The organism is Nonomuraea sp. NPDC050547 (genome assembly GCF_044457345.1).
Lineage (GTDB): Bacteria > Actinomycetota > Actinomycetes > Streptosporangiales > Streptosporangiaceae > Nonomuraea.
Genome location: NZ_JBITGW010000006.1, coordinates 57,831 through 76,682, shown reverse-complemented (window position 1 = coordinate 76,682; position 18,852 = coordinate 57,831). Strand labels below are relative to the sequence as shown.

General features: G+C 72.5%; 16 protein-coding genes. 3 read left to right on the top strand and 13 right to left on the bottom strand.

What is annotated here, in order from left to right:
* Positions 1 to 17 precede the first annotated feature (17 nt).
* Positions 18 to 725 carry a polyphenol oxidase family protein gene (locus ACIBHY_RS16575; protein ID WP_397307063.1) on the top strand — a complete coding sequence of 236 codons (708 nt, stop codon included), beginning with the start codon at positions 18 to 20 and terminating at the stop codon, positions 723 to 725.
* A 7-nt stretch (positions 726 to 732) separates the two neighbouring features.
* On the opposite strand, the gene ACIBHY_RS16570 is transcribed toward ACIBHY_RS16575, so the two are convergent.
* The 3 genes from ACIBHY_RS16570 to ACIBHY_RS16560 are packed head-to-tail and all read right to left on the bottom strand — an operon-like array spanning position 733 to position 2,943.
* On the bottom strand, positions 733 to 1,083 hold the full coding sequence (locus ACIBHY_RS16570; protein ID WP_397242512.1) for a hypothetical protein: 351 nt from the start codon (positions 1,081 to 1,083) through the stop codon (positions 733 to 735).
* Positions 1,084 to 1,109: 26 nt separating this feature from the next.
* Complete coding sequence (locus tag ACIBHY_RS16565) at positions 1,110 to 2,246, bottom strand: ATP-dependent DNA ligase (protein WP_397307062.1); 1,137 nt, start codon at positions 2,244 to 2,246, stop codon at positions 1,110 to 1,112.
* Between the two features lie 4 nt (positions 2,247 to 2,250).
* Entirely contained in the window at positions 2,251 to 2,943 is a 693-nt protein-coding gene (locus ACIBHY_RS16560; protein WP_397242516.1) for a pyrimidine reductase family protein, read from the bottom strand.
* A 362-nt stretch (positions 2,944 to 3,305) separates the two neighbouring features.
* On the opposite strand from ACIBHY_RS16560, the gene ACIBHY_RS16555 reads away from it, so the two are divergent.
* Positions 3,306 to 3,710, top strand: a complete 405-nt coding sequence (locus ACIBHY_RS16555) for a hypothetical protein (RefSeq protein WP_397097583.1) — start codon at positions 3,306 to 3,308, stop codon at positions 3,708 to 3,710.
* Here ACIBHY_RS16555 and ACIBHY_RS16550 read toward each other — a convergent pair.
* Positions 3,682 to 4,737, bottom strand: a complete 1,056-nt coding sequence (locus ACIBHY_RS16550) for a LacI family DNA-binding transcriptional regulator (protein ID WP_397307061.1) — start codon at positions 4,735 to 4,737, stop codon at positions 3,682 to 3,684. The genes ACIBHY_RS16555 and ACIBHY_RS16550 overlap by 29 nt on opposite strands.
* A gap of 86 nt (positions 4,738 to 4,823) precedes the next feature.
* On the opposite strand from ACIBHY_RS16550, the gene ACIBHY_RS16545 reads away from it, so the two are divergent.
* Positions 4,824 to 6,827, top strand: coding sequence for a hypothetical protein (locus tag ACIBHY_RS16545; RefSeq protein WP_397307060.1), 2,004 nt, complete (start codon positions 4,824 to 4,826; stop codon positions 6,825 to 6,827).
* On the opposite strand, the gene ACIBHY_RS16540 is transcribed toward ACIBHY_RS16545, so the two are convergent.
* The 9 genes from ACIBHY_RS16540 to glgX all read right to left on the bottom strand — a co-directional run bounded on the left by ACIBHY_RS16540 (position 6,824) and on the right by glgX (position 18,837).
* On the bottom strand, positions 6,824 to 7,408 hold the full coding sequence (locus ACIBHY_RS16540) for a hypothetical protein (protein WP_397307059.1): 585 nt from the start codon (positions 7,406 to 7,408) through the stop codon (positions 6,824 to 6,826). The two genes, ACIBHY_RS16545 and ACIBHY_RS16540, sit on opposite strands and share 4 nt — an antisense overlap.
* Positions 7,405 to 9,270: a heparinase II/III family protein gene (locus tag ACIBHY_RS16535; RefSeq protein ID WP_397307058.1), complete on the bottom strand. Its 1,866-nt coding sequence runs from the start codon at positions 9,268 to 9,270 to the stop codon at positions 7,405 to 7,407. The genes ACIBHY_RS16540 and ACIBHY_RS16535 overlap by 4 nt, the downstream gene beginning before the upstream one ends.
* The gene (locus tag ACIBHY_RS16530) at positions 9,258 to 10,013 is read right to left on the bottom strand and encodes an SDR family NAD(P)-dependent oxidoreductase (protein ID WP_397307057.1); all 756 of its coding nucleotides are present in this window, start codon (positions 10,011 to 10,013) and stop codon (positions 9,258 to 9,260) included. Before ACIBHY_RS16530 ends, ACIBHY_RS16535 begins: the two co-directional genes overlap by 13 nt.
* Positions 10,014 to 10,022: 9 nt before the next feature.
* Entirely contained in the window at positions 10,023 to 10,985 is a 963-nt protein-coding gene (locus ACIBHY_RS16525) for an acetylxylan esterase (RefSeq protein ID WP_397242528.1), read from the bottom strand.
* A 38-nt stretch (positions 10,986 to 11,023) separates the two neighbouring features.
* Entirely contained in the window at positions 11,024 to 13,369 is a 2,346-nt protein-coding gene (locus ACIBHY_RS16520; protein WP_397307056.1) for a polysaccharide lyase 8 family protein, read from the bottom strand.
* Positions 13,370 to 13,391: 22 nt separating this feature from the next.
* On the bottom strand, positions 13,392 to 14,252 hold the full coding sequence (locus ACIBHY_RS16515) for a carbohydrate ABC transporter permease (protein ID WP_397307055.1): 861 nt from the start codon (positions 14,250 to 14,252) through the stop codon (positions 13,392 to 13,394).
* A complete protein-coding gene (locus tag ACIBHY_RS16510; protein ID WP_397307054.1) occupies positions 14,239 to 15,177 on the bottom strand; it encodes a carbohydrate ABC transporter permease in 939 nt (312 codons plus the stop codon). The genes ACIBHY_RS16515 and ACIBHY_RS16510 overlap by 14 nt, the downstream gene beginning before the upstream one ends.
* Positions 15,177 to 16,463 carry an ABC transporter substrate-binding protein gene (locus tag ACIBHY_RS16505; RefSeq protein WP_397307053.1) on the bottom strand — a complete coding sequence of 429 codons (1,287 nt, stop codon included), beginning with the start codon at positions 16,461 to 16,463 and terminating at the stop codon, positions 15,177 to 15,179. Before ACIBHY_RS16505 ends, ACIBHY_RS16510 begins: the two co-directional genes overlap by 1 nt.
* Positions 16,464 to 16,719: 256 nt before the next feature.
* Complete coding sequence (glgX, locus tag ACIBHY_RS16500; protein ID WP_397242538.1) at positions 16,720 to 18,837, bottom strand: glycogen debranching protein GlgX; 2,118 nt, start codon at positions 18,835 to 18,837, stop codon at positions 16,720 to 16,722.
* Between the last annotated feature and the right edge of the window lie 15 nt (positions 18,838 to 18,852).

The following is an 18,852-nucleotide window of genomic DNA, read 5'->3' as shown; positions in this document are numbered from 1 at the left end:
GCCATAGGATGGCCGCCATGCAGCTGGCTCCCGGCGTCCGTGCCGCCGTCACCGACCGCTACGGCGGTGTGAGTGCCCCGCCGTACACCTCGCGCAACCTCGGTGGGCTGGTCGGCGACGACCCGGAGGCCGTGCGGGCCAACCGGGCGGGCCTCGCCGCCGAGCTGGGCGTGCGCGGGATCGTCTTCATGAAGCAGGTGCACGGCGCGGACGTCGTCCACGTCGGCGAGCCCTTCGGGGACGACGCGCCGCCGGTGGACGCCGTGTTCACCGGCGAGCCCGGCCTGGCGCTGGCCGCGCTCGGGGCCGACTGCCCGGCCGTGCTGGTGGCCGATCCGGTGGCGCGGATGGTCGGTGCGGCCCACTCCGGGCGGCCCGGCACCGAGGCCGGCATCGCGGGCGAGCTGGTGCGGGCCATGGTCGGCAAGGGGGCGCTGGCCGCGCGGATGGTGGCGCTGATCGGGCCCGGGGCGTGCGGGCGCTGCTACGAGGTGCCCGAGGACCTGCGCGCGCGGGTGGCGGGCCGCGTACCGGAGACCCATTCCACGACGTCCTGGGGTACGCCCGCGCTCGACCTGCCCGCGGGCATCGAGGCGCAGCTGCTGGCGGCGGGCGTGGGCGAGGTGCGCCACGACGCGCGCTGCACGATCGAGACCGGCGACCTCTACTCCCACCGGCGCGAGCGGGTCGCCGGGCGGTTCGCCGGGCTCGTCTGGCTGGAGTGAGCCCGGGTCAGCTCTTGCGGTCGCCGTGTCCCCGGGCGAAGGCCCAGTTGACCAGTGCGAGGCCGCCCCAGATCGGCACCAGGCCGCTGATGCTGGAGTCGAGGGCCAGCAGGACGATCGTGGCGGCCGTGCCCAGGACCAGCGAGACGATCGCCAGCGCCAGCCGCATGGCGTCGGACACACTGCTCTGGCGGGCCACCTGCTTGGCGCTGGGCAGCCTGGCCACGCGCTCGTCGACCCTGCGGTCGATCTCGGCGCTCATCTTGTCGATGAAGGACTCGACCACCGCGTCCTCGTACTCGGGTCCGAGATCGCGGCGGGCCGAGACTGCCGCGCGTACGTCATCGCCGGTGCTCATATGTCGAGATATAACGGCTTTGGGGGTCAGCGGGCAAGGATGTCGTCGAGGTTATAGGCAACAGGTCTTTCAAGCTGCTCGTAATTGCAGGATTCGGGCGTCCGATCAGGCCTCCAGCGCCGGAACTGGGCCGTATGGCGGAACCGGTCGCCTTCCATCGCGTCGTAGGCCACCTCCATCACCAGCTCCGGCCGCAGCGGGATGAACGACAGGTCCTTCTTGGCGTTCCACCGCGAGACCGCGCCGGGCATGCGCTGGCCGCCGCGCGCGGGCGTCGCGGCCGGGCCGCCCTCCTGCGCCTGCAGGATCGCCTGGTCGGCCCACGCGCCCCACGGATGCTCGCCGAGCTGGGCGAGGTACGGCTTGAGCTCCTCCACCAGCTCCGCCCGGCGCGCCATGGGGAACGAGGCGGCCACGCCCACGTGGTGCAGCTTGCCGTCGGGGCCGTAGAGGCCGAGCAGGGTCGAGCCGACGATCGGGCCCGTCTTGTGCTCGCGGTATCCGGCCACGACGACGTCGGCGGTGCGTTCGTGCTTGACCTTGAACATGGTGCGCTTGTCGGGGATGTACGGCTGGTCGCCGGGTTTGACGATGATGCCGTCGAGTCCGGCGCCCTCGAACATCTCGAACCACTCGCCGGCCTGCTCGTCGTTCCTGGTGACCGGGGTGAGGCGGATGGCGCCCGTCTGCCCCTTTTCAGGAAATATCCCCTCAAGGCGGGCGCGGCGGTCGGCGAACGGCGTCTCCATCAGCGACTCCTCGCCCAGCGCCAGCAGATCGAAGGCGATGAACGAGGCAGGAGTCGTCTCCGACAACATCTTCACCCGCGAGGCCGCCGGATGGATGCGCTGCTGGAGCTGCTCGAAATTGAGGTGCGTGTCATGGATCAGCACGATCTCGCCGTCGACCACGCACTTGTCGGGCAGCTCGCGTTTTACCGCCTCGACCAGCTCGGGGAAGTACCGGGTGAACGGCCGCTCGTTGCGGCTGCCCAGGAACACCTCGTCGCCGTCGCGGAAGATGATGCAGCGGAAGCCGTCCCACTTCGGCTCGTAGAAAAGGCCGCCGTCCTGCTTCGGCATCGCCTTGACCGCCTTGGCCAGCATCGGCGCCACCGGCGGCAGCACCGGCAGGTCGAGCTGGATCTCGGTGGGCTCCTCCATCGGCTCACTCCCTCACATAGCGGTTGAACAGCACGCCGTCTTCCTCGAGCACCTGGGCCAGCGTCAGGCCGACGTTCGCGCTCTCGCCGTTGAGTATGCGCGCCGCCGTGCCGCCGACCAGCAGCGGGCTCACCGACAGGCACAGCTCGTCGATCAGGTCGGCCGCCGCGAGCTGCGCGTTGAGCCGCGGCCCGCCCTCGCACAGGATCCGGTCCAGGCCACGCTCACGCAGCGCCTGTACGGCCAGCGGCAGGTCGACCCGGTCCGCGCCCGCCAGGATCACCTCGGCCTGCCTGCCCGCCGCGGCCCGCCGGTCGGCGGGGGCCGCCTCGCAGGTGATGACGATCGTGGGCGACTCGGCCTCGGTGAACAGCGGGCTGCCCAGGTCGAGGTCGAGCCGGCGGGTGATCACGGCGATCGGCGGGGGGACCTGCCTGCCCGGTCTACGTTTGGCGGGGCCGTACCCCTCGGTGCGGACGGTCGCGGCGCCCGCCAGGATCACGTCGGCCAGCCCGCGCAGGACCCCGAACACCCGGCGGTCGCCCTTGCTCGACAGCCCCCCTGACAGGCCCTTGAGCCAGGCGGCGCCGTCGGCGCTGGCCACCATGTTGACCCGCAGCCACGGCCGGCCCTCCGGGTAGGCGTAGGCCTGGGCCAGGTCGGGGTCGTCATGGGTGTCCGGGTGAATGCGACGCACCCCCCTACCTTGGCACACACCCCCGACAACCAGCCCCACCTCCCACCCCCGGCGACCCGTCACCGTTGTCCCGCGGGCAGGAGCGGCGAAGCACCCAAGGACCCGGCCGGAGCGCCCGGCCTCCAGGAGCGCTCGGGATCCGGAGGGGGTGCGCGTGCGCAGGGGAGGGCGGTCCTCGGCCGGACGGCGTGTCCGGCCGCCGGAAAGTGCCGGGGATGCACGGGCAAGAGCGGGGTGGAAGGGCGCAGGACGGGCCGGGTGGGCGGTTGGAGGAGGATATAGCGCTTTCGTGGATCTGAAAGACGTACGTGATGTCTTGTGCTTAACGTGGCGATAGGGCGTGGGGACTACAAGGAGGCCCGGTGGGTCTGGTCACTGTCGTGACATGGCTGTTCACTGCGATCGTCGGCATCTACCTGCTCTACCTCTGGCTGTCAGGCGGCGGCCTGCGACAACAGGCGACGAAGGTCACCCGTTTCCCGGTGGCGCTGATCTTCTCCCATCCGGCTCTCGCGATCTGCGCGCTGGCCTGCTGGGTCGCGTTCCTGCTCACCGGGAACCGGGTGCTGGCCTGGGCCGCGTTCGGGGTGCTCGCGGGCGCGGCGCTGCTGGGGTTCACGCTGTTCACGCGCTGGCTCGGCGCGGGCCGGCACGCCAAGGGCGCGGAACGGCGGCTGCCCGTGCTGGCGGTGCTGCTGCACGGGGTGGCGGGGGTGACGACGTTCGTGCTGGTGCTGCTCACCGCGGCGGTGGCACGGGGCCAGTAGAGCCCCTGACCACGAGCTCGGGCCGCATCAGCAGCGAGCGGCCGGTGGCCGGCTCGTCGGACTCGACGCACTCGCGCAGGTGGGTGAACGCGGCGGCGGCCATGTCGGCCATGGGCTGGCGGACGGTGGTGAGCGGCGGCGCGGCCAGGTCGGCGAGGACGATGTCGTCGAAGCCGACGACGGAGACGTCCTGGCCGACGCGCAGCCCGGCGTCGCGCACACCCGCGCTGACGCCCAGCGCGCACATGTCGTTGATGGCGACGATCGCGGTGGGCGGGTCGTCCTCGCGCATGAGGTCTGCGGCGGCGCGCCGGCCGAGCCCGGCCACGTCGAGGTCGCCGTAGGGCTCGTCGGCGGCCCCCGACCACACGATGGCGTCGTCGGGGGAGAGCCCGGCGCCCTCCAGGGCGTCGCGGAAGCCGCGGAAGCGCTCGCGCCGGTTGACGCTGCGCAGCGCGCCGGAGACGAACGCGATCCGGCGGTGGCCGAGCTCCAGCAGGTGGCGGGTGGCGAGCTGGGCGCCGATGACGTTGTCGACGCTGATGTTGACCATGCGGGACGGGTCGCCGGCCTGGGCGGTGCGGTCAAAGGCGACCAGGTTGAGCCCCTGCTCGACGAGGGGCAGCACGTGGTCGAGCGAGGGCAGGGAAGAGCAGAGCACGACGCCGCGGATGCCGTCGGCCCACAGCTCGTCGATGTAGGCGCGCTCGCGCTCGGGGTCACGGGCGCTGTTGCAGAGCAGCACGTGGTATCCGGCGGCCAGGGCGGCCCCTTCCAGGTGGAGCGCGAACGCGCCCCAGAACGGGTTCGCCACCGACGGCACGACCAGCCCGACCACCTGGACGCGCCCGGTGCGCAACTGCCGCGCGGCGCGGTTGGGCCGGTAGCCGAGGTGCCTGATGGCTTCCTCGACCCTGGCCCTGGTCTCCGGCAGCATGCGGCCGGGGCGGCCGTTGAGGAAGTTGGACACGGTGCTGGGGGAGACGCCCGCGGCCTTCGCTACCTGGTGGATCGTTGCACCGCTCATGGCGGTCATTGTAGCGCCCTGCTGGAGGGTCCTGCTGCCCATGGTCTAGGGTGAAGTCTCGGTAAAACGTTGCACAAGGAGGTCGTGTGTTTCCCGTCGACGGCCTGAGGGACCCGCTCACCACGACGCACGCCGCGCAGTGGCGCCGGTTGCACGAGCAGTGCGACTGGTACCGCCGCCAGCGGCCGCCCGCCGAGCACCCGCGCGCCAGCATCACCTACTTCGGCCCCGCCGCCGCCAACCTGGCCCTGGCCTACCGGCTGACCGGCAACCGCGCGTACCTGGAGGAGGCCTGGCGCTGGATCTCGACCGCGATCTCCTATCCTCACTGGGGCAAGGCCCACCTGCCCGACCACGACCTGGACGCCGGCTGGCTGCTCCACGGACTGTCGATGGCCTGCGGCTGGCTCGGCGACGACCTCGGCCCCGGCCGCCTGGAGGCACTGCGCGCCAAGCTGCGCCTGCAGGGGCGGCGCCTGTACGACCACGCGGTCGCGAGCGAGGGCGGCTGGTGGTCCTCCAGCTACTGGCAGAACCACAACTGGATCTGCCACGCGGGCCTGGCCGCCGCCGGGTACCTGCTGGACGAGCCCGCCTGGACCACGCGTGCCCGGCGCAACCTGGAAACCGTCCTGGAACTGCTGCCCGAGGACGGCTCCGACAGCGAGGGCGTTGTCTACTGGAGGTACGGCGTGCCGTGGCTGGCCATACACGCCGACCTGGTCGAACGCCTGGAGGGCGTGAGCCTGTGGGATCGCGGCGGCTTCCTGGGCAACACCTTCGGCTGGCGGCTGCACCAGTGCGCGCCCGGCTTCGAGGAGAACGCCGACCACGGCGACTGCCACGACCGCCGCAGCGGCCACAGCCCGGCCCTGTACTACAAGCTCGCCGCCGCCTACCGCGACGGCCGCGCGCGCTGGCTGGCCGATCTGGTGTCGGAGCGCTTCCTGTGGCGCGAGGCGTACGAGTCGGGCGTCAAGCCAGGGGTCATGCCCGAGGCCTACCTCGAACTCCTCTGGTACGACCCGTCGGTCGCCCCGGAGCCGCCGCGTGAGACCAGCGCCTACTTCCCCGACCTCGGCCAGCTCACCACGCGGACGAGCTGGGCCGGCGACGCCGCGTACCTCAGCTTCAAGTCCGCGCCCGGCGGCGGGCACCGCGCGTGGCGGGAGTCGCGGCGGCTGCGCGACGAGCGCGGCTGGGACACGCTGAGCGCCGGGCACCACCACCCGGACGCGGGCTCGTTCGTGCTGGCCGCGCACGGGGCCTTCCTCGCCGTCGACGACGGCTACTGCAACGCCAAGCGGGCCGCCCACCACAACCTCGTGCTGGCCGACGGCTCGGGCTGGGCGGATGAGGGCCGCTACCACGTCTACAAGGACCTTCCCGACGACCGTGTGCCCGGCATGCGCGACGTGCTGGCCCGCGACGGCTTCGCCCACGCCACCTCCTCGACGGCGGTGATGTTCCCCGAGGAGCTCGGCGTGCTGCGCTGCGACCGCACGCTCGTGGTCACTCCGCGCGGCCGTACCGTGCTGCTCGACACGCTGGCAGCCGCCGAGCCGCGCGCCTGGACCATGCTCCTGCACACCGACTGGCCCGCCGATCCGAGCGCCCCCGACCTGGCGCTGGTCTCGGGCCCCGCCCTGGCCTGGGTACGCCGCCTGTCGACCGAGCCCGTCCAGGTCACCCGGGACGTCACCGAGATCGAGGCCAACCCCACCTCCTCCACGCCGAGCCTGCGCATCGTGAAGACGCTGCACACCGTCCGCACCACGACCGCGCGCGTGCGGGAGGCGTGCCTCCTGCACACGATCGAGCCGTCCGCCGCCCTGAACCCCACCCCGCCGACGTCCGCGCGCCTCCCTGTCGACAGCGGGTACGGCACGGCGCTGTCGTTCGACGGCGAGGTGGTCCTGCTGTCGCCCGCGGAGCGGAAGATCACGGCGGCCGGCATCGAGGCCGAGGCGGCGGCGGTCATCGTCTCCGGCGGCAGGGCGGCGCTGGTGGAGGCGGTCAGCGTCCGGCGCGACGGCGAGCCGGTGCACGCGTCGCCGCGCCCGTGGACCGGCGTGGTCGACTGGCCCTAACCGCGCCCGGCGCCGAGGTGCAGGGCGAGCAGGAGGGGGACGGTGGGCCCGTACAGCAGCGGCCCGAACGGCAGCACGATCGTGAGGATGCCCGCCGCCACCGCCGCCCCCAGGATCGCGAGGCTCGGCCCCGGCGCCCCGAACCCGCGCAGCGCCGTCAGCGCCCACGCACGGGCCCCCGCGCCGGGTGCGCGGGCGGCGGCCACGGCCAGGTGCACGTGGTAGACGAGCGCGACGGCGAGGACGCCGAGCTGCCCCCACAGCAGCGGCCCGGCCAGCTCGCCCGGCCGCCGCAGCAGGAACAGCACGTTCGCGCCGAGCAGCGCCATGACGGCGGTGGAGGCGAGCGCGTGCGGGAGCAGCGGGCGCAGGTAGCCGGGGAAGGCGCGCAGCACCCCGGTGAACACCCGGTGCTCGCCCTCCTCCCGCCAGGCCCGCAGCGCTGCCGCGGCGGCGGCCAGCGCGGGCAGCCACGTCACCACGCCCAGCGCCAGCAGGCAGAACGCGGCCCCGGCGAACGCCGGAACGGTCGCGTACCCGAGCCAGCGCACCATCGCCTGATCCCAGCGCCGCCCGCTCACGGCAGCCGACGCTCCTCTGCGTCCCCGCCCGCACTCACCAGGAGATGCTCCTCGGCAGCACCGCCCGCTCTCGGCAGGCGGTGCTCCTCGACGGCGCCGCCCGCCAGCGTCACCCTGAGCGCGCCGTCCGCCACCGCCACGCCGAGCACCCCGGGCTCGGCCCCCGCAGCCTGGTACACCGAGCAGAACGTGACCGGACCCCGCGCCGCCCAGTCCAGGCAGGTGCGGGCCCGCTGCGGGTCGTCGGCCAGGCCCGGCGCGGGGAAGGCCGAGAGCACGGCGGGGGCGTCGGCCACGTGCAGGCCGCGCAGTTCCTCCTCGCCCCGCCACACGGTCGTGACCACGCCGTCGCCTTCGGCCGCCTCCACCGGCACCCCGGGCCGCAACCGCAGCACCACCGGCTCGTCCGCCTTCGGCGCCAGCGCGCACAGGTCGGCCAGGTAGCCGGAGCCGGTCAGCACCGTCCGGGTGAGGCGCACGCCCGGATAGGCGTCGTCGCAGCTCGCCGTGACCCGGCCGGGGTCGTCGGCGTCCAGCGTGCCGGTGGTCTCGGCGGGTTCCAAGCCGGGCAGGCCGGGGGCGGGGTGGGCGTCGGGCCCGGCGAAGTAGGCGCGCCAGCGGTCCTCGGCGTAGGGGACCTGGCCGGGGTCGGGCTGCCAGGGGGTGTGCTCGCCGTACAGGTAGAGGGCGAGTTTGTCGTGGTGGCCGTGGCTGCCGCCGTGCGGGCCGTAGTCGAGCACGGCGTGCACGCCGCCCGCCCGCAGCACCGCGAGGCCCGCGTCGGGAAAACGCGTCCCCGGCGGTACGGCGGCGCGCGGCGGCCCGGCGAACCACCCGGAAAGGAAGGACTCCAGCCGGTCGTGGCCGGGCCCGGCGCCGGCCACGGCGCGGGCGGTGACGGCGGCCAGATGGTCCGGCGCGGCGAAACCGGCGGCCAGGACCCCGAGCTCGGCGTGCTCGGCGGCGGTGGCGGGGCGGTCGTAGGGGCCGTCGTGGAGCGCGGGCAGCACCCCGCCGGGTGAGGCCGTCCCGGCCAGCGCCGCGATCATGCCCAGCAGCCTGGCGGCGACCGCGTCCGGCAGGTCCCCGGGGCGGGTGCCGCGCAACTGCAGCAGGTAGGCGCGCAGGACGAAGCCGTGGTAGTAGGTCGAGGCCTCCCACTCCCAGCCGTCCGGCGCGACGGCGGCCAGGATGTGCGCGTGCAGGCCGTGCGACCCCTCCAGCCAGTCCGCCTCCGCCGTGCTGTCGCGGGCCTCTTGCGCGTCCGTCGTGCCGCCGCGGATGAGGGCCGCGGCGCGGGCGGTGACGGTGCCGGCGGCGTTGAGCCAGGCGGTGTAGTTGGAGGTGAAGCGGTCCTGGGCGACGAGCGTGGCGCGGGCCTCGCGGGCCGCGCGCTCCAGCGAGTCCAGCAGCGGGAGGAGCGGGTCCAGGCCGTGGATCTCGTGTTCGGCCAGCGTCCAGGCGGCGTGGCCGAGCGAGACCGCCCAGATCGCCTCGCTGAGCGCCTGGTGGAACATGCGGCCCCGGAGCATCCACGGCTGAGCCTGTTCGTGGCGGCCGCCGGAGGTGAGTTCCGCGTACCGCTCGCCGTACTCGATCAGCGGGGGGAGGGCCTGCGCGGGGGAGACGGCGGCGAGCAGGCGGATGCGGCGCGCGCACGCCTGGTGGGCCAGGGCGGCCCACGCGCCGCGGACGGCGGGGGTGTCCAGGCGGCAGCCGTACGGGCAGCGCGCCCCCTCGGGCGGGAACGCGCCCGACAGCAGGCCGTCGTGGGCGAGTTCGACGCCGTGCGCGCCGCAGACGTAGGCGTGCCACCAGCCGCCGCGCTCGCGCGGCAGGCGCGGCGCGCTCAGCGGGGCCATACGCCACCGTCGATGTCGAGCGTGGTGCCGGTGACGAAGCCGTTGCCCGGCGCGGCCAGGTAGACGGCGGCGGCGGCCACGTCGGCGGGGTGGCCCTCGCGACCGGCGGGGATGCCGCCGACGATGGCCGCGCGCGCCTGCGCGGAGGTGAACGTGTCGTGGAAGGCGGTCTGGCCGATGAATCCGGGGGCGAGGGCGTTCACGGTGATGCCCTGGGGCGCGAGCTCCTTGGCCAGGGCCTTGGTGAAGCCGATGACCCCGGCCTTGGCCGCCGCGTAGGCCGCAGAGCCGGGGCCGCCGCCGTTGTGGGCGGCCAGCGAGGACATCGTGATGATGCGGCCCTTCGCGCCCATGTGCGGTACGGCGGCGCGGCAGGTGCGGAAGGTGGCGCCCAGGTTCACGTCCAGCGTGGCGGCGAACTGTTCGTCGGACATGTCGGCCACGGTAGACCGTCCTACCAGATGCCCGGCATTGCACACCAGGACGTCCAGCCCGCCCAGGAACGCCACCGCCTCGCCGACCAGGCGGCCGGCCTCCTCCGTGGAGGTCAGGTCGGCCCGCACGGCCAGCGCCTTGCGGCCGCACGCCTCCACGCGCGCCACGGTGTCCGCCGCGCCCGCCGAGCGCCCGTAGTGCACCACCACGTCAGCCCCGGCCCCGGCCAGCGCCACGGCGATGGCCGCGCCGATGCCGTGTGCCGCGCCGGTGACGAGGGCCCGGGTGTCACGCAGGTCAGAACTCATCAGAACTCCTTAGGAAAACAGGGAACGCAGGGCCGCGAACTTGCGCGGCAGGTCGTACTCGGCGCCGCCCTCGTGGCCGTTGTAGCGGTACACCTCGATCGAGGCGGGACCGGCGTAGCGGTTGAAGGCGGCGTAGACCGTGGAGGGCGGGCAGACGTTGTCCATCAGCCCGACCGAGAACCAGCCGGGGCAGGAGGCGCGGGCGGCGAAGTTGACGCCGTCGAAGTAGGACAGTGTGGTGAAGGCCGTCTCCGCGGCGAAGCGGTGGCCGCTCAGCCAGCGGCGGATCTCCGCGTAGGGGCCGTTGTCGGTGATCTCGGCCGCGCGCCGGTAGTGGCACAGGAACGGCACGTCGGCCAGCATGCCCGCCACGTCGTCGCGCAGCCCGGCGACGGCCAGCGCCAGCCCGCCGCCCTGGCTGCCCCCGGCCACCGCGACCCGCGAGCCGTCCACGTCGGGATGCGCCCTGACCGCGTCGACCGCGCGGACCGCGTCGGTCATGAGACGCCGGTAGTAGTGGTGCTCGGGATCCTCGATGCCGCGGGTGACGAAACCGGGCGCGGAGGAGCCGTGGCCGGCCGGGTGCACGTCAGGGGTGTCGGCGGTGGCCTTGCCGCCGCCGCCCTGGCCGCGGTTGTCCATGATCAGGTGGGCGTGCCCGGCCGCGCTGTAGGCCAGCGACTGGTACGGCAGGCCGCGCCCCCCGTTGTACCCGATGTACTGCACGACGGCGGGCAGCGGCGCGGTTCGATGACGGGGCAGCAGCAGCCAGGCCTTGACCGGCTGCCCCGCCCATCCGCCGAACGTCACGTCCAGGACCTCGACCGTGGCCAGGCCGCCCTCCCACGGCGCGAACTCCGCTCCGGCGGGGGAGTCGTCGAGCGTGCGTTTCCAGAACGCGTCGAAGTCGGCGGGCTCCTCGGGTTCCGGGCGGTAGTCGCGCAGCCGGTCGGGCGGCATGTCCACGAGCACGGGCGATCCTCTCCATCGAGCGATTTGTCGGGGGCTGTTCAGGCCAGGTCGGCGGTGAGGCTCGCCCCATGGCGGCCCGCGGTCTCCGCGGTGATCCGGACCCGGCCCGCCAGCGCCTGCACCCGCACCCCAGGATCGGCCCGCACCATCCGCAGCCCCGGCCGGAACAGCTCCACCACCACCCGGTCGCGCTTCTGCGTCGGATCGGACACCGCCACCGCCGTCGCCGAGCCACGCCTGCGGGTCACCACCGAGGCGGCCCCGTCGGCCGCCAGATCCACGGCCCGCCCGGCGCCCCAGAAGTTCGCCGCCAGGAAGTGACGGCCGGGACCGGCCACCGCGTGCACCGCCCCCGTCGCCGCCACCACCTGAGCGGCGGGCGCCGCCGACCATGCCGCCGTCCGCTCGGCGGAGGCCGCGGGAAGCTGGGTGTAGGAGTAGCCGGTGCCCGCCGCGTGCTCCAGCCACAGGGTCAGGTAGGTGCGGGTGATCTCGGTGGCGGAGCCGTACTTGATGTTGATGTCCTTCCAGCGGCCGGTACGCGCTTCGCGCAGGGCCCGCAGCCGTGTCGGGCCGGCCAGGACGTAGCCGCCGGTGCCCGCGAGGTGGGCCCAGCGCACGCCGGTCAGCGTCCCCGGGCTGCCCGGTACGGCGGCGCCGTTCACGGTCAGCACGGCCTGCGGATCGCGCAGCTTGCGGTTCTCCAGCACGGTCTCCACGTCCTGGCCGGTGATCCCGGAGCCGACGCAGACGATCGCGTCGTCGACGAAGAACCAGCTCTTCAGCGCGCGCAGGCCGGTGCCGAGGCCGCGCACATCCATGCCGTAGGCGGCCAGCGTGGTGTCGGGCAGCGCGGCGCCTCCGGCCCAGTCGGCGGCGGACACGCGCCGCTGGTCCTGCCCGTCGGCGAGCGCGCGCCGCTCGACGGTGGTGCCGGGCAGGCGGTGCGGATCCACGGTCGGCCAGTAGTCCTCGCTGTAGTGGCCGAGGTCGCCGTCGTAGACCAGGACCATGCCGTCGGACAGGTGCCAGCCGCGCAGGTTCTCGTTCTGGATGGACTCGTAGTTGTAGATCCGCGTGGAGTACGCGCTGACCGCGTAGCCGAAGCCGGGGCGGTGGTGGACGGCCTTGTCCATCCGCGGGTACTGCCGGTGCAGGACCGGCGGCGGGTAGGCGGGCGCGGCCGAGCCGAGCGCCTTGCGGGCCAGCACGATCGACGACAGGTCGGTGACCTTGAGGAAGTCGCGGTAGGTGTCCTCGGTGATCCAGCGCTTGATCAGCCGTGTCAGGTGGGTGGCCCGGCCCGGGTCGGCGCCCGCCAGCCGCAGCGCCGCCTCGATCACCGGCTGCGCCGCCGCGTGTCCCTGCTTGCTCTCCCGCGCCACCTCGCGGCCGCAGACGGCCGCCATCATGTCGCCGCGGAACATCAGCGGGTCGAACGCCTCGTCCACCCACCGGTACACGTTGTCCACGGCCGGGTCGCGCACCGCCCACGTGCTGCCGGCCAGCAGGTGCAGCAGCTTGGACAGCGTGCTGAGCAGTTCCTTGCCGTAGCCGCCGTTGTAGGGGTGCTTCCAGTGCTGCAGGAACGACCCGTCGGAGTAGAAGCCCTCGCCGGTGCCGCCGGCGCCGGAGTCCTGGAAGGCCAGCACGCTGTTGGCGCCGCCGCCGCGTACGTCGCTGAGCGCGTCACGGACCTCGCCCAGCGCACTCCCGTCCCCGTCCAGTACGGCCCGCAGCGCCACGACCGTGCACACCCACACCCGGTTGGCCCCGGTGGCGATCTGCCGGTCGGCCCGCCACAGGTTGGGGTCGGGCGTGTAGTGGTGGACCGCCGCCGTCATCCTGGCCAGGCGCTCGGCCCCCAGAACGTCGTGCAGCAGGACCATCGCGTCGTTGAGCTGGATGGGCGCGCCGATCTCCCAGTCCCAGTCGTTGTCGTAGCGGGCCAGGGCGGGGCCGTAGCGGCGCTCGGACATCCAGTCCAGCGCGTCCAGGACCACCCGCAGGGTCGGCGCGTGCGCGTGGTGGCCGGTGCCCGGCGTCGCCCACGACAGCGCGATCTTCGCCAGCCGCGAGAAGCTCGACGTCACATGGCCGGAACGGGCCGGATCGGCCAGATCAGGCCACAGCGCGGTATGGCCGGCGCCGGTGTCGAGCGTGGCGAGGAACCCGGCGGCGGTACGCCCGATCCGCGCCACCGCGGCGGCGATGTCCGGATCTCCGGCGTCGATGCCGTCGCCGCCGGTCAGCAGGGCCCGCCACCGCAGCCGCAACGCCGCGGTATCGGCCACAAGGGCCGTGGCCGGGCCGGCGGCGAAGGCGGCGGTGGCTCCTAAGCCCGCGCCGATCAGGACGGTACGCCGGGCGAGAGGCAGGGACATGGTAGATCCTTCCGGGGGGGGGTCACTTGATGCCGGCGGTGGCGAAGCCCTGGACGAAGTAGCGCTGGAAGGCGACGAACAGCAGCACCATGGGCAGCGTGGCCAGCGTCGTACCGGCCATCAGGAAGGCCCAATGTGTGTTGTTCTCGGTCTGGAACACCGACAGGCCCACCTGGATCACCCGCAGATCGTCCCGGCGCGTGATCAGCAGCGGCCACAGGAAGTTGTTCCACGACCCTTCGAGCGTGAGCAGCGCCACGGTGGCGAAGGCCGGCTTCACCAGCGGCGTCATGATGCGGGAGTAGATGCCGAACTCGCCGAGCCCGTCCAGCCGCGCCGCCTCCTCCAGCTCCACGGGCAGCGACAGGTAGAACTGCCGGAACAGGAACACCGAGAACGGCGCGACCGCGCCCGGGATGATCAGGCCCCACCACGAGTCGAGCCATCCGGTGCCGCCTTGGCCGAACAGGTCGTTGCCCCCGGCCAGCGGCATGAACCGGACGATCAGGAACTCCGGCAGGATCTTCGTGTACGCGGGGATCATCAGCGCGCCCACGAAGGCCGCGAACAACCATCTCGATCCGGGCAGGCGCAGCCGCGCCAGCGCGTACCCGGCCATCGAGGCGAAGGTGACGTTGATCAGCGTGTGGCTGACCGCGATGATCAGGCTGTTGCGGGCGTAGGTCGCGAACGGCGCCGCGGCGAAGGCCTCCACGTAGTTGCTCCACGCCCACGTGGTCGGCAGCAGGGGCGGCGGGCTGGCGCCGATGTCGGCGGGCGTCTTGAGCGAGGTGAGCACCATCCACGCGAACGGCGCGATCATGATGACCGCGATCACGCTCAGCGCGGCGTAGAGGCCGATCCTGCGGCTAAGCCGTGACACGGTCGCCTCCGATGACCCGCCGGTTGATCAGCGTGAGGGCGATCAGGATGGCGAACAGCACCAGCGACTGCGCGCAGGCGTAGCCCATGCGGAACTCGCGGAAGGCCGACTTGTACACCTCGTAGGTGATCATCGTGGTGCTGTGGGCGGGGCCGCCGTCGGTCAGGACGTAGATCTGGTCGAAGGACTGGAAGGCGCCGATCACCGAGGTGACGAAGACGAAGAACGTCGCCGGGCGCAGCAGCGGCACCGTGATCGTGAAGAACTGGCGCACCTTGGAGGCCCCGTCGACCGAGGCCGCCTCGTACAGCTCGGGCGGCAGGTTCTGCAGCGCCGCGAGGTAGATCAGCATCTTCATGCCGATGCCCTGCCAGACGCCGACCGCGATCACCGCGGGCAGCGCCCACGTCGTGGACGACAGCCAGTTGGGCCCGGCGACGCCGAAGAACGACAGCACCGCGTTGAGCAGCCCGCCGCGCGGGTTGTAGATCCACAGCCACACCAGCGCGACCGCGATCGTGGCCGTGACCTGCGGCAGGAACACCGCGGTGCGGAACAGCCTCCGGCCGCGCACGTTGCCGTTGAGCAGGACGGCGATCACCAGCGCGATGCCCATCGCCACCGGCACCGTGAAGATCGCGTAGACGACGGTGTTGAGCACGGCCCGGCGGAAGACCGGGTCGCCGAACATCTCGGTGAAGTTGGCGAGCCCGACGAACTCCGGCGCGCTCAGGATGTCGTAGGAGGTGAACGCCAGGAACACCGCGGCGACCAGCGGCAGCCCGGTCCACAGCAGCATGTGCAGGAACGCCGGCGCCACCATCAGGTATCCGGCGCGCCGGCGCGAGCGCGACGAGCGCGACGAGCGCGCGGGCCGGGGCGCCGCGCGCGGGGGACGCGGCGGGGCGAGCGTGCCGAGTGCCATCAGAGCCGGCCGATCGCGTTGGCGGCCAGGCCGGACAGCTCCTTGAGCGCCTCGGCCGCGCCGCGCTGGCCGACGACGGCGGTCTCCAGCGTCGGCTTGATCTTCTCGCGGATCTCCATCCAGGCCGCGGTGCCGCCCTCGGAGTAGGCCTTGTCCAGGTTGTCCAGCGCGAAGCCGACGAACTTGTTGTTCTTCACGTACTCGCTGTCGCGCAGGCTCCGCACCGCTGGCACCGACCCGCGCTGCCGGGACGCGGGCAGGATCACCTCCGGGCTGGCCAGGAACTCCACCAGCGCCCGCGCCACGGCCGGCTGCCTGCTGTGCGCCGACACCGAGGCCAGCGTGCCGCCCTGCAGCATCGCCTCGTTGGTGTTGCGGACCACGAACGTGCCGATGGCGTCGTCCTTGATCAGCTCGGGCGTCTGCTGCTCCATCTGCAGCCACAGCGCGGTCGTGGTCATCGCCATCGCCGCCTTGCCCTGCTGGATGAGGCTCGGCTGGCCGGTCTCGGACTTGAAGGAGTACTCGGTGCTCCTGTCGGCGATCAGGTCGAGGAAGAGCTGCAGCGCCGCGACGCCGCGCTCGTCGTCGAACAAGGGGGTACGGCCGGCCTCGTCGAACAGCCTGCCCCCGTTGGCGAACAGCAACGTCTCCCAGCACTGCCGCAGGTCCACGGAGAACGGGTCGAAGCCCGCGGTGGCCAGCTTGCCCGCGGCGTCGCGCCTGGTCAGCTCCTTGGCGAGGGCGCGCAGCTCGGTCCAGTCCTGGGGCGTCCCCTTGATCCCGGCCTTGTCGAACATGTCCTTGCGATAGGCGACCACCCGGGTGTCGAGCACCACCGGCAGCGCGTAGAGCTTGCCGTCGTAGCGGGAGGGTTCCAGCACCCTGGGCTCGTACTGGTGGCGGGCGGCCACGGAGTCGGGCAGCGGAGCCAGCACCTTCTTGTGGGCGAACGGCGGCACCCAGCCGACGCCCAGCATGAGCACGTCGGGCAGGAGCCCGCCGGCCAGCGCGGTGGTGATCTTCTCGTTGAGCGCGGCGTAGGTGGTGTAGTCGACGCGCACCCTGGCCTTGGGGTGCCGCTTCAGGAACGAGGGCAGCAGCGTGCCTTCGAGGAGCTGCTTGCCGCTGGACCCCTCGAACATCGGGGTCAGGAGCGTGATCTCGCCCTCCACGGCGCCGTCGGCGTTCCCGGCCGAGGAGCCGCCGGCGGCGCACCCGGTGGCGACCGCGGCCGTGCCGAGGGCGCCTAGCGCAGCAAGGAAACCCCGTCTCGTCAGGTCCATGGGATGCCTCTCAGTTCTGGGGGGAAGGGGCGCCGATGAATCGATGCACCAACCATAGGGACGCCTCTTTCCGTGGTCAACAGCGAGTTCACTGGGAGGGCGTCGAGATGTTGGGTCTCTTGTGGTGCATCGGTACACCAACCAAGGGGCCGTTACGGCGGGGACCACGTGCGACGTGAGAAGCGACCCCCACGATCGGCGCCCGCTCGGTGCGGCGGGTGGCGTGGGGGTGGCTTGCCGTACTTCTAAGAGGCTTTTACGGGGTTTTGCGCTGCAGGAGCTGCAGGCTGCGCGAGGCGACGGCGACCAGCGCGGCGGGCAGCCACTGCTCGTCGGGGAAAGGCTCGTCGCGGGCGGTGTCGTCGCTGGTGTCGAAGACGGTCTGCCAGGCCGCGCCGAACTCCTCGCCCGGCAGCGTGAACGTCATGTCCTCGTGGTGGGCGTTGATGAGCAGCAGGAACGAGTCGTCCTGGATGCGCTCGCCGCGCGGGCCGGGCTCGGTGATGGCCTCGCCGTTGAGATAGACCATGAGCGACTTGGCGTAGCCGGTGTGCCAGTCGCCGGCGCTCATCTCGGCGCCGGCCGGGGTCAGCCACACCAGGTCGCGGCCGTTGTCGGCGGTGCGGCCGCGGAAGAAGCGGCGGCGCTGGAAGACCGGGTGCTCGCGGCGCAGCCTGGCCAGCGACCGCGTGAACTCCAGCAGGTCCGACTCGGTGTGGACGGCCGTCCAGTCGATCCAGGTCAGCTCGTTGTCCTGGCAGTAGGCGTTGTTGTTGCCGCGCTGCGAGCGGCCCAGCTCGTCGCCGTGGGAGATCATCGGCACGCCCTGCGACAGGAAGAGCGTGGCCAGGAAGTTACGGCGCTGGCGGTGGCGCAGGCGGACGATGTCCGGGTCCTCGACCGGGCCCTCGGCGCCGCAATTCCAGGAGCGGTTGTCGTCGGTGCCGTCGCGGTTGTCCTCGCTGTTGGCCAGGTTGTGCTTGCGGTCGTAGGACACCAGGTCGGTGAGGGTGAAGCCGTCGTGGCAGGTCACGAAGTTGATGGAGGCGACCGGGCGGCGGCCCGAGGTGGCGTAGAGGTCGGCGGAGCCGGTCAGCCGGGAGGCGAACTCGGGCAGCGCGGAGCCCGTCCCGCGCCAGAAGTCGCGCACCGTGTCGCGGTACTTGCCGTTCCACTCCGTCCACAGGGGCGGGAAGTTGCCGACCTGGTAGCCGCCGGGGCCCACGTCCCACGGCTCGGCGATCAGCTTCACCTGCGAGATCACCGGGTCCTGCTGGATCAGGTCGAAGAACGCGCTCAGCCGGTCCACGTCGTGCAGCTCCCGCGCCAGCGCCGAGGCCAGGTCGAAGCGGAAGCCGTCCACGTGCATGTCCAGCACCCAGTAGCGCAGCGAGTCCATGATCAGCTGCAGCGCGTGCGGCGAGCGGACGTTCAGCGAGTTCCCGGTGCCGGTGTAGTCGAGGTAGTAGCGCCGGTCGCCGTCGTGCAGGCGGTAGTAGGCCGCGTTGTCGATGCCGCGGAAGCCGAGCGTCGGCCCCATGTGATCGCCCTCGGCCGTGTGGTTGTAGACCACGTCCAGGATGACCTCGATGCCCGCCTCGTGCAGGGCGCGCACCATCGCCTTGAACTCCAGCACCTGCTCCCCGCGCGAGCCCGCGCTCGAATAGGGGCCGTGCGGGGCCAGGAAGGCCATCGTGTTGTAGCCCCAGTAGTTCGTCAGCCCCCGCGCCACCAGGAAGTGCTCCGGCACGAAGTGGTGCACCGGCATCAGCTCGATCGCGGTCACCCCGAGCGAGACCAGGTGGTCGATCACCGCCGGATGCCCGATCCCCGCGTAGGTGCCCCGCTGCTCCGCCGGCACCGACGGGTGGCGCATCGTGAGCGCCCGCACGTGCGCCTCATAGATCAGCGTCTGGTGGTACGGCGTGCGCGGCGGCCGGTCGTTGCCCCACTCGAAGAACGGATTGATCACCACGTTCTTCGGCATGTACGGCGCGCTGTCGGCGTCGTTGAACTCGGCCGGATTGGTGAACCGGTAGGCGAACAGCGCCTCGTTCCAGGTCAGCTCCCCGTCGATCGCCTTGGCGTACGGGTCGAGCAGCAGCTTGGCCGGGTTGCAGCGGTGGCCCTGCGAGGGCGCGAACGGGCCGTGGACGCGGTAGCCGTACCGCTGGCCGGGGGCGATCCCGGGCAGGTAGCCATGCCAGACGAACCCATCCATCTCGGGCAGATCAACGCGCTCCTCGGAGCCGTCGTCCTGAAAAAGGCACAGCTCAATCCGCTCGGCGACCTCGGAGAACACCGAGAAGCTGGTGCCCACGCCATCCCAGGTGCCGCCGAGTGGATAGGGCTCGCCCGGCCAGACCTCACGCATGTGACCCAATTGTCG

Bases quoted from the DNA above. Each gene is read 5' to 3' on its own strand.
- ACIBHY_RS16575 (WP_397307063.1), top strand. From the start codon at position 18: ATGCAGCTGGCTCCCGGCGTCCGTGCCGCCGTCACCGACCGCTACGGC.
- ACIBHY_RS16570 (WP_397242512.1), bottom strand. From the start codon at position 1,083: ATGAGCACCGGCGATGACGTACGCGCGGCAGTCTCGGCCCGCCGCGAT.
- ACIBHY_RS16565 (WP_397307062.1), bottom strand. From the start codon at position 2,246: ATGGAGGAGCCCACCGAGATCCAGCTCGACCTGCCGGTGCTGCCGCCG.
- ACIBHY_RS16550 (WP_397307061.1), bottom strand. From the start codon at position 4,737: ATGAGCGGTGCAACGATCCACCAGGTAGCGAAGGCCGCGGGCGTCTCC.
- ACIBHY_RS16535 (WP_397307058.1), bottom strand. From the start codon at position 9,270: ATGGCCCCGCTGAGCGCGCCGCGCCTGCCGCGCGAGCGCGGCGGCTGG.
- ACIBHY_RS16530 (WP_397307057.1), bottom strand. From the start codon at position 10,013: ATGAGTTCTGACCTGCGTGACACCCGGGCCCTCGTCACCGGCGCGGCA.
- ACIBHY_RS16520 (WP_397307056.1), bottom strand. From the start codon at position 13,369: ATGTCCCTGCCTCTCGCCCGGCGTACCGTCCTGATCGGCGCGGGCTTA.
- ACIBHY_RS16510 (WP_397307054.1), bottom strand. From the start codon at position 15,177: ATGGCACTCGGCACGCTCGCCCCGCCGCGTCCCCCGCGCGCGGCGCCC.
- ACIBHY_RS16505 (WP_397307053.1), bottom strand. From the start codon at position 16,463: ATGGACCTGACGAGACGGGGTTTCCTTGCTGCGCTAGGCGCCCTCGGC.
- glgX (WP_397242538.1), bottom strand. From the start codon at position 18,837: ATGCGTGAGGTCTGGCCGGGCGAGCCCTATCCACTCGGCGGCACCTGG.